The sequence below is a fragment of the Thermococcus sp. genome, from assembly GCF_027008145.1.
Lineage (GTDB): Archaea > Methanobacteriota_B > Thermococci > Thermococcales > Thermococcaceae > Thermococcus.
Map to the genome: position 1 here is coordinate 1 of NZ_JALTCZ010000045.1, position 10,310 is coordinate 10,310.

Annotated in this window: 9 protein-coding genes; 6 read left to right on the forward strand and 3 right to left on the reverse strand. The window is 54.9% G+C overall.

Annotation, left to right across the window (positions count from 1 at the left end):
- Positions 1-3,130: CARDB domain-containing protein (locus MVD07_RS02165; RefSeq protein ID WP_297498027.1), on the forward strand; the 3,130-nt coding region annotated here is incomplete at its 5' end.
- Between the two features lie 17 nt (positions 3,131-3,147).
- Here the strand turns inward: MVD07_RS02165 and MVD07_RS02170 are convergent.
- Both MVD07_RS02170 and MVD07_RS02175 read right to left on the reverse strand, forming a co-directional pair.
- Entirely contained in the window at positions 3,148-3,771 is a 624-nt protein-coding gene (locus MVD07_RS02170) for a diacylglycerol/polyprenol kinase family protein (protein WP_297498030.1), read from the reverse strand.
- The gene (locus tag MVD07_RS02175) at positions 3,749-4,438 is read right to left on the reverse strand and encodes an HAD family hydrolase (protein WP_297498033.1); all 690 of its coding nucleotides are present in this window, start codon (positions 4,436-4,438) and stop codon (positions 3,749-3,751) included. Before MVD07_RS02175 ends, MVD07_RS02170 begins: the two co-directional genes overlap by 23 nt.
- A gap of 75 nt (positions 4,439-4,513) precedes the next feature.
- Between MVD07_RS02175 and MVD07_RS02180 the strand changes: the two genes are divergently transcribed.
- The 3 genes from MVD07_RS02180 to mfnA are packed head-to-tail and all read left to right on the forward strand — an operon-like array spanning position 4,514 to position 7,120.
- Positions 4,514-4,756, forward strand: coding sequence for a DUF131 domain-containing protein (locus MVD07_RS02180; RefSeq protein WP_297498035.1), 243 nt, complete (start codon positions 4,514-4,516; stop codon positions 4,754-4,756).
- 1 nt (position 4,757) lies between these two features.
- A complete protein-coding gene (locus tag MVD07_RS02185; RefSeq protein WP_297498038.1) occupies positions 4,758-5,936 on the forward strand; it encodes a cation:proton antiporter in 1,179 nt (392 codons plus the stop codon).
- 23 nt (positions 5,937-5,959) lie between these two features.
- Positions 5,960-7,120: a tyrosine decarboxylase MfnA gene (gene mfnA / locus MVD07_RS02190; protein ID WP_297498040.1), complete on the forward strand. Its 1,161-nt coding sequence runs from the start codon at positions 5,960-5,962 to the stop codon at positions 7,118-7,120.
- Here the strand turns inward: mfnA and MVD07_RS02195 are convergent.
- Entirely contained in the window at positions 7,110-7,970 is an 861-nt protein-coding gene (locus tag MVD07_RS02195) for a cation diffusion facilitator family transporter (protein ID WP_297498042.1), read from the reverse strand. The genes mfnA and MVD07_RS02195 overlap by 11 nt on opposite strands.
- A 297-nt stretch (positions 7,971-8,267) precedes the next feature.
- Here MVD07_RS02195 and MVD07_RS02200 point away from each other — a divergent pair, with 297 nt between their 5' ends.
- Positions 8,268-9,806, forward strand: a complete 1,539-nt coding sequence (locus tag MVD07_RS02200) for a flippase (protein WP_297498045.1) — start codon at positions 8,268-8,270, stop codon at positions 9,804-9,806.
- Positions 9,803-10,310 (forward strand): sulfatase-like hydrolase/transferase (locus tag MVD07_RS02205; protein ID WP_297498048.1); only part of this gene is annotated, 508 nt, incomplete at its 3' end. The genes MVD07_RS02200 and MVD07_RS02205, both read left to right, overlap by 4 nt.

Sequence of the window (10,310 nt, forward strand, 5' to 3'; positions counted from 1 at the left end):
GGGAAGAAAGATCGGTTTCGGAAACGGCTTTGCGATTGATTATGAGATATACTTCTGGTGGAGCGGGAGCGAAGGAAAAATAACCGCCGACAACTTCAACACATGGACAGGCAACGGATGGAACTACCAGGGCATAGATGCAGTGAACGGAAGCTTTGCCTACACTGGAAACTCCTCAACCGGCCTTAAAACCCTTGAGATAAAGATACCATGGAGTGCACTCGGCGGAAGGCCCGAAAAGATAGGGATAATCTCGTGGGTAACCGGTGGAGGCGGTAGTAGCGCTGTGGACAGCCTGCCGGTCGATCCCGCCATCAACTACTCCGACATAAACAGCGAATGGACGGACACCGACATATTCACCAATCTGGCCGTCATCGCCGTGGGCCCCAAGAAGATAGATGGGAACCTAAGCGACTGGAGCGCAAACGAGTTCGTTCCCTCGAAGAACTCTGGACTGGCGGGTGCAAACCTCGACGGGATGTACGTCTCATGGGACAACGAGTACCTCTACATCGCCCTTAAAACCAACAACACTGCGAGCTGGGATGTTGCCTACGGAGTAGGCATAGACGTCAATCCAGGAAGCGGGAAAGGATATACCGGGGGAAGCAATCCATCGGACTCGTGGGGAAGAAAGATCGGTTTCGGAAACGGCTTTGCGATTGATTATGAGATATACTTCTGGTGGAGCGGGAGCGAAGGAAAAATAACCGCCGACAACTTCAACACATGGACAGGCAACGGATGGAACTACGCATCACTCTCAGATGTCGGGGCGAAGTTCGCCTACACCGGGAACTCCTCCACGGGACTTAGAACACTCGAAATAGCGATCCCCTGGAGCGCCCTTGGAGGAAAGCACGCGAAGTTCGCTCTCATAAGCTGGATTACTGGAGGAGACGGCAGCAGCGCCGTTGATTCGGCCCCTGCTGATCCCGCCATCAACTACTCCGACATAAACAGCGAATGGACGGACACCGACATATTCACGAACCTCAAGGTGGAAAGCTGGTTCCTAATGCCGGACCTAACCGCCAAGCTTGTTGGACCCAGCGTGATCGGCCTCAACAGGGCGGCAGAGTACAAGGTAATCGTTGAAAACGAGGGATCCCTTGCGGCCAGCAACGTGAGCGTTGACGTGTACGTCAACGGCAGCCTGATAGACAACTGGACAGTGAACCTAAGCCCGAACCAGGCCGAGACACTGAACTTCACCTGGGTGCCCCACGCCCTCGGTGTCTACAACATGACCGTGATCGTTAACAAGAACCACACAGTGCCCGAAGCCAACACGAAGAACAACGAGTTCTCGATGCTGGTCAAAGTCGTCTGGATCGGGAAGATAGACGTTGACGGAAACCCTGACGACTGGCCCAACTGGACCCTGAAGGCCAACACCTTCCTCGTGAAGAACGGCTACTTTATATGGAAGGACGCCATTGGTGATCAGAGGCACATAAACGTGTACCAAGGTAAGGCGACTGATATAGACCAGTACCTTCCGGGCCACAGCTCGGCCCACGCCGACCTTACCGAGGTGGGCGTGACCAGTGACGACAGGTACGTCTACTTCCTCTTCAAGTTCCACAACATGAGCAACATAAAGATAGGGGACAACGGTGCCACGCTCATAGCGGTTCCCATTGACTTCAAGAAAGGAGGCAGCAACGAGTTCGCTGCGCAGCTCGACACCCTCACAGCTATAAGATGGGACATCCAGTTCGTTGTCAACCTTGGCGGTGATCAGGACAAGGGCGCGACGAGTGCCGTCGTCACCCCCGGAAAGAGCGTGGAGTCACTCTTCTACATCCTCCTACCGAACGGAAGCATGATAACGCCGGAAGGTGCAGTAATGGGTGTTGACCTCTCCAGGAACACCGTCGAGGTCAGACTGCCCCTCTCGCTCTTTGAAGGTCATAATGACTTCAAGTTCCAGGTCGCGACCGGCTTCAGCTACGGCCCAGCCGCCTGGAACTTCGGTAACCCCTTCGCCAACGACAACATCCCGGACGTGGTTGACACCATAAGCCCGGGACCAACCCTCGACGCCTTCACGAACAACATCCTCGACTACTACATCGAGATAACGATGGGCAATAACGGTGTAGAGAGCGCCAAAGTGACGACGATCCAGGAGGAGATGCGCCAGCTTGCCATGAACACCTTCTTTGCCATAGCCAGGCACTACTCGCCAAAGAGGTTCGAGCAGAACTACGAGACCTACCTCAAGCTCATGCAGGAGATAAAGAAGTACAAGCTCTCGGAAAGCCTCGCTGGGAAGCTGGAAAATATAAACTCCGAGGTCGAGAAGCTCAGGCTCAGGTACGAGCTCGGAATGAAGTACCTCGAACGGTACGGAACCCTCACAGGGGCAATAAGGGTCTACAGTGCTAACCTCGACCTCAACCGCATCGTCGAGAGGCTCCAGAACGTTCTCAAAGCCCTTCAGACGGGTGAGCTTGAGAGGGAAGAGCACATGAAACAGCTCGCCAAGGAGCTAACCAAGAAAATCGACGGCAAACTCAATGACTGGCACGTTCCGCCGGTGGCCGTCAACAAGAACGGTTCCGGACTGGAGGGTGCCAGCCTGAAGGCACTCTACGTTGACTATGACAACAACTTCCTCTACATAGCCCTGACGACGAACAACAAGGTCTCGTGGAGGGTTACCTACGGCATAGCCCTTGACTACAAGAAGGGCGGTTACACCACGGGCGAGGACAGCTGGGGCAAGAAGATAAGCTTCACAAGAGGGATAGATGCAGAACTATACTTCTTCTGGAACGGGCCTTTCTTCGGAAGCCCGGGAACCAACAACATAACAACCGCCCAGCTGGCCCTCTGGACAGGCAACGGCTGGAAATACGAGGATCTCAAGTGGGTCGGCTTCTACGCCTACACCGGCGGAAGCAACGGACTACAGACGCTTGAGATAGCGATTCCGTGGTCGGCCCTCGGAGGGAAGCCGAAACAGATCTCGATCGTCGCCTTCATTGCCGGGCAGGGAGTCGGTGACTCAGCCGTCGCAGCCCTTCCAGACCAACCGGCTGTCCACGACAAGCCGCCGAGCCAAGAATGGACGGACGCAGATCTGTTCACAGAGTTCGTGACAATTTCGATTTCTTGACCATTTCTTCTCTTTTCTCAGAGGAGCGAGAGCAGGTAGAGGGTAAGCCCAACGGCCAGCTGGTTTGAGAAGTTGTCATCAGGCGGAAGGTTGTAGAACTCCGCAATAGTGCCGGCGAGGGAACCTATAAGGGCCCCAACGGGCCCGACGAGAGGGAGCAGTATTGCAAGCCCTGTGAGAAAGTAGGCAAGGCTTCCCTCAACGCTCTTCCCGTTTGAAAAGCGGTGCCTTCCATAGCTTTTTCCGATTATAGCGGCTAGGGAATCACCAAGCGTCGCGAGGGCTATTGCCCCAACCGCTATTCCCATCGGGAAGAAATAGACCACTATGAATGAAGCAGCGGCAAAATATATGTGGGCCGCGACGCGCTCCCTCTCGTGGGGCCTCGTTATCTCATCTATGTGCCTCTCAAGTCTCTCAACGTGCTCGGCAAACTCAGAGGGGGCATAGATGTTTAGCCTCCTGAGAACTTCTTCACGCCACCCCTCTATTACCCTGAAGGGCTCCAGGGCAACGAAAACTGCAAAGGCGGTTCCCACGAAGATGAGCGTTGCGTTTTGGCCTAGGAGGAGGTAGATGAGCGGAACGGTGAGGCCACTCAGGTGAAGGGCCTTGCGCTTAAGCTCGCTTTTCATGCTCATGCCTTATCATCTCCAAGGCCTCAAGGAGGTTCCCCACAACGTAGTCGGCGAAGCTACTCTTTCTGGAGCGGTAGTAGCCCCTCTTGACGAGTATCGTCGTTGCCCCGATGGACTTCCCGCCCCTCATGTCAGTCTCATCCCTGTCGCCCACGACATAGACCTCATCGTCGGGAAACTTCTTCAATGCCAGCCGGAAGTTGTAGTCTTCGAGCTTGCTGTGGCCCGTCTCACCGCTTATTACAACCCCGTCTAAGTAATCCCCTATGCCCAGGAACTCTATCTTCTTCCTCTGCCACCTTGTTGAGGAGTCGGTTATCAGGACTACCCTAGCTCCGAGCCCTTTCAAACCCCTGAGGAAAGGTATGGCATCCGGATAAAGGCGAAGGTGCCTGAAGAAGAGCTCCTCGACCTTCCCTGAGACCTCCTTCACTTCCTCATCGGCGATCTCCCCGTAGACTCTCCTCAGAATAAGCCCGACGAGCTCCTCAAAGTCGAGCAGGTGGGCCCCTTCACTTCCCTCAAGCTCCCTGAATCGGCCAGTGAGGACGTAGAGGACGGCCCTCACCTTTCCCTTCCTGAGGAAGGTTGGGATTGACGCGAGTATCGTCCTCTTTCCTGCCCCCCAGGTGTTGCAGAGGGTGTCATCAAGGTCGAGGAGGACGAGCATGATAGGTTTTCCCCCGGGGAGCTTTAAACCCTTCCGGTGGGAAAGCTTAAAAGTGGACAGCTGAAGGGAAGAATGATGAGAGGGGAAGGACTAGTACTGGCGGGGATAGCTCTGATATTCATTGGCTTCCTCCTGGTGTTCATAGGAACGCTCCTCTCGGCCACGGGGGAGACTGAAGTCGAGGGCGGGGGAGTCATAATGATAGGCCCGATCCCCATAGTCTTCGGAACCGGAAGGGGAGTAACAATAGCAATGATCCTTGCGGTCGTTCTTATGGTTCTCTGGATAATCGGGGCTCTCCTGCTCAGGAGGGGATGACGTGGAGTTTCTGGCTTCATTAGCGGTTCTCCTCGTCGTTGCGAAGAGCTTGGAATGGGCCTTTGAGAAGCTCGAAATCCACCCGATAATAGCCCACGTCCTGACGGGGATAACGCTCGGCCCCTTCCTGCTGGGAATCGTAAAGTCTGGCGAAGGGCTTGAAGTCCTCGCCCAGTTCGGGCTCATCATGATGATGCTTTACATGGGGCTGACGAGCAACTTCTCGGCGATAGCCCAGAACACTAAGAAGGCCGTTGTCGTGGCGTCTCTGGGTGTTGCGTTCTCCTTCATCCTCGGCTTCCTCACGGTTTACTCCTTCGGCAGGAACCTTGTAACGGCTGTGTTCGTCGGGGCCACCCTCGGAAATACTGCCATAGAAGTGACCAGTGGCGTCCTCCTAAGGGAGCACGTGAGGAGGGAAATCTCATCGATACTCATGGGTGCCGCCTTCGTTGACGACATCATAGCGGTCTACCTAATCGGCATAATAACGGGCATGAGCAGGGGAAGCCTCAACCCGGTGTTCTTCGGAGTGCTGACGGTAAAGATAGTATTCTTCATAGTAGCGACTCTGTTGGTCTCAGAGCTCATCTTCAAGCGCTCCCAGAGGTTCTACACGATAGTCAAGAACCTGAACATCTTCTTCACCTTCACGCTCATCCTCACCTTCACCCTGGCAATACTCGCCGAGTGGGTCGGCCTGAACCAGATAATCGGGGCTTACTTAGCTGGTCTCACGATAAGCAGGCTGAGGGAGAGGAAAGACCCGCTGGTGATCACAAGGATAAAGCTCAACGAGCTGATAGAAAACCTCCAGGTCGTCCTCACAGAGTTCTTCATACCCCTCTTCTTCATCTACGTTGGCCTGGAGTTCAACCCCCCTCTTGGGAGTCTCAGCCTGGGCTTCATACTTCTCCTCTACACTTCAGCAGTCCTCGGGAAGCTCTTCGGCTGTGGTCTGGGCTCCAAACTCTTTGGCCTGAGCTGGAAGGACTCAACGCTCATAGGGATAGGCATGGGGGGTAGGGGAAGCCTGGAGATGGCGATTCTGACCTTCGGGCTGAAGACCGGGATAATAGATCAGTCCGTCTTCGCCAGCGTCATAGTGGTCTCAATGCTCACTGCACTGACGACACCGATCTTCTTCAGGACGTATATAGAAAGGGCCTTAAAGGGGTGAAGAGAACGGTCGTTGGTGGAAGCATGTTTCCAGAGAAGGGAAGCGAGGAGGAAGAAGTTCTGACGGAGCTGGAGGAGAGGACGAGGGAAGACCTGACCTTTGACTCCGGCAAGATCCTCGGGAGCATGTGCACCTACCCCCATCCTTTGGCCGTCAAAGTGGTTACGAAGTACATAGACAGGAACCTCGGCGACCCCGGTTTACATGTCGGGAGCCAGAGGGTTGAGATTGAAGCTGTTGACATGTTAGCAAACCTTCTCGGCCTGGCGAGGGGCTACGGGCATATAGTCTCAGGCGGAACCGAGGCAAACATCTTAGCGGTTCGCGCCTTCAGGAACCTGAGCGATGCCGAAAAACCGGAGCTCATCCTCCCGGAGAGCGCCCACTTCTCCTTCCTAAAAGCGAGCGAGATGCTGGGCGTTAGGTTAGTCTGGGCGGAGTTGAACGACGACTACACCGTCAACGTGAAGGACGTTGAGAGCAAGATCACCGAGAACACCATCGGAATCGTTGGCATCGCGGGGACAACTGGTCTGGGCGTTGTTGACGACATCCCGGCTTTAAGCGACCTAGCCCTTGACTACGGTCTTCCCCTCCACGTTGATGCCGCCTTCGGGGGCTTTGTAATACCCTTTGCGAAGGCCCTTGGCTACGATATCCCGGACTTCGACTTCAGACTGAAGGGGGTCAAAAGCATAACCATTGACCCCCACAAGATGGGTATGGTTCCTATTCCAGCTGGCGGAATAATCTTCCGCGAGAGGAGGTACCTGGAGTCAATAAGCGTCCTCGCACCGTACTTAGCGGGCGGAAAGATATGGCAGGCAACAATAACCGGGACGAGGCCCGGGGCAAACGCCTTAGCGGTTTGGGCGATGATAAAGCACCTCGGCTTCGAGGGCTACAGGGAGATAGTGAGAAAAGCCATGAAGCTCAGCAGGTGGTTCGCCGCTGAGCTAAAGAAAATCCCCGGCGTTTACCTCATCCGCGAACCGGTTCTGAACATAGTTTCTTTCGGGACGAAGAACTTGGAAAAGGCTGAAGAAGAACTCAAGAAGAGGGGCTGGGGAATAAGCGCCCACCGCGGCTACATCAGAATCGTCATGATGCCCCACGTTAAGAGGGAGCACTTAGAGGAGTTTCTGAAAGATTTGAGAGAGATCGTGGCGGGAATCACTCCGTAACCCCCTTCAAGTCCACGTGGACGAAGACCCTGTCCACCTCGGGAATCTCCTCTATGCGCTCCTTCACCTCCTCACTGACGTCGTGAGCCTCCTTCAGGCTCAAATCCGGGGAAACCTCAATGTGAAGTTCCACATGGAGCCTGCTACCAACGTAATGGGCCCGCAGATCGTGGACACCAAGAACGTTCTGGAGGCTGAGAGCTCTTCTCTTAATTTCCTCGCAGACCTCGAAAGGAGGCGCCCTTCCCGTGAGGTAGCCGACGTTCTCACGGATTATCTCGATGGAGACCTTTACGAGGAAAGCCACCACGACGAGACCCGCCAGAGCGTCACCGTATTGGAAGCCGAACCTCTGGGCGCTCAACCCGACCAGAACGGCCAGACTGCTCAGGGAGTCGCTCCTGTGGTGGTATGCATCCGCTATTAAAATCTGGCTGTTGAGCCTTCTGCCGATGTGGATGGAGTAGCGGAACATGGCCTCCTTGGCGATTATCGAGAGAACGGTAACCCCAAGCATGACAGAGTTAACCGCTATTGCCTCCCCAACCAAGAGCCTTTGAACTGAGTCGCGCCCTATCTCATAGGCGACCACAAGAAGTGCTTCACCGATGAGAAACGCCACAAGCGGTTCGAAGCGGGAGTGACCGAAGGGGTGGTCTTTATCGGGTGGCCTCGAAGCAACCCTAAGCCCGAAGTAGCCGGCGACGCTCGTGACCACGTCACTCAGCGAGTGAACGCCGTCGGAGATGAGGGCTATGCTGGAGTAGAGGAAACCGACGGTCAGCTTAAGGAGAGCCAGCAGAACGTTCCCAATGATGGAGACCCATATTGGTTTGTAAACCTCCTCCATGGAACCACCGAAAAGTTCGGTCAGTCCGTCACTCCCTCGTCACAGCTCGGACAAGGCTGAACTCATCATCCCGTGAGGGAGAGATTGGACTTTTCCTTAAAAAGGTATGCGCTCAGCGATCACCTTTCCTTCCTCACAGGTCGGTTCGCCCATCACTCATCATCGCGCGTATTCCATACTCTTAAGGGCTTAAAAGTTTTCAATGCACGGATTGAGGTCGAGGTCTTCAAGAAAGAGAAAAAGATAACCTTTTTAGCCAGCCCTCAATCATGATTACGGACTTCAGCAGGTGAGAGAATGAGCGAGGAAATAACCGGGGAGCTCGGCAGAGTTGCCAGAGGAGGTGTCCTGGCCTTCATGGGGCTCATAAGCTCCGCCCTCTTCGGATTCCTGGTTAGGGCAGTCATAGGGAGGTACCTCGGTCCCGATGTTTACGGCACCTACAGCCTGGCGATGACGGTTTTTACAATAACCCTGGTTGTTGTTATGATGGGGTTCCCCATGGGGCTCCAGAGGCAGGTGGCCTACTTCCTGCACAGGAAGAAGAAGGAAGTTCCCCTTCTCATATCAACGGCAATCCACCTGGTTGGTGTGAGCTCCATCATCGGCCTTTTGGCCCTTGAAGCAACCCGAGGGATGCTTCCGCGGTATATTGGTGGTGGAAACCTCCTCGTGGTGCTCCTTGGGGTACTTGCCCTCGCGCTCCCCTTGACCGCCACTTTCAACGTCCTCATATCAACGACCCAGGGCTTTGGGAGGGTCAGGGAGTACCTCATATACGGGAAGATAAGCGCTCCAGCCCTCTACTTCCTCACGGCGTTAGTGGCCGTTCTCCTCACCAGCAACGTGAAATACGTGGCCGTTGCCTACCTGCTCTCCTACATTATTCTCCTCTCCCTCCTGGGCAGGGACGCCAGGCGCTTTGGGATACTCCCCCGCAAGTTCCGGTTCTCGGCTGAGATAGCCAGGGAGTTGCTGCTCTTTTCCCTCCCCCTGATGACCTCGAACCTGATGTCCTTCATAATGAACTGGACGGACACGCTCATGCTTGGCCACTACCTTGGCGAAAGGATCGTCGGGCTCTACAATGCAGCAGGCCCAATAACCCGGTTCATTCCAGTTTTTATGGCGTCCCTTACGGTAATCTACACGCCCGTGGTGACCGGGCTCTTCTCGCGGGGAAGGCTTGGGGAGGTTGGCAGGTTCTACACCGTGGTGACAAAGTGGGTCGTCCTCCTGACCTTTCCCCTCTTCGTTCTGGTAACGGCCTATCCCGTTCCGGTGCTGAGGGTACTCTTCGGGTCAACTTACACTCCAGCCTGGGAGGCGATGGTAATACTGGCGTTCGGCTTCATGTTCCACTCAATAGTAGGCCCAAACGGACTGACCCTCGTAACGATTGGAAAGCCCTCCGAGAACATGAAGGGCGACCTCGCCGGGGCGATCCTCAACGTAGTCCTGAACTACTTCCTCATCCCGGCCTACGGGATGACTGGTGCGGCGGTGGCAACTGCCTCCTCCTACATCGCCGCAAACGTGTACAAGAGCCTCAGGCTGGCACAGTTCGGTATAGTCCCCTTCGGCAGGGCCTACCTGAAGGTTCTCACCGCTGGGATTCCATCCTTAGGCATCGCCTACCTTATGCGGGCGGATTCAATAACCATTGCGCTCCTAGGAACAGGCCTGAGCTCCCTAGTCTTTTACGCCCTCTCAATAGTGGCCGGTGCCCTTGAAGAGGAGGACATTAAGTTATTAAAGATGGCTGGAGAGAAGTTTGGCCTGAGGACTGAACCACTGATAAGGTTCCTAGAAAGGTTCGGACGGGTGGAGAAATGAACGTGAAGAGAGCTGTAACGCAGACAATCATAAACAGAATACCCCCCCTCAAGAGGCTCGTCCACTCGCTCTACTTCAGGAGTGTTGAGAGAAAGAGCAGAAGAGAGTTTGAGAAAAGGATAAAGGGCCTGAGGGCCGATGAAATCCTCAGAACCCCGGAGATTCCCTCAAGGAACGTCATAATAGTTACTGTGGACTGCATGCGGTACCTGAACACCTCTATGGCCGATTACGAAAGGGACACCACCCCTTTCCTTAACGGGTTTGGAGTGGCCTACCGGGGTGTTGCCGCGGCCCCCTGGACGTATCCCTCGGTTCCATCCATCCTGACGGGGACATACCCAACCAGACACGGAGCAAGGTTGGCGGGAAAGGAGAAGTACCTTGACGACCTGAAGAACCTGAGGGGCCTCAAGGAAAGCGTGGTGACCCTTCCCGAGGTTCTCTACTTTCTGGGATACAGTGTCTATGTTGGGACGGTAATAGAGCTTTCCTCGCTCCCCT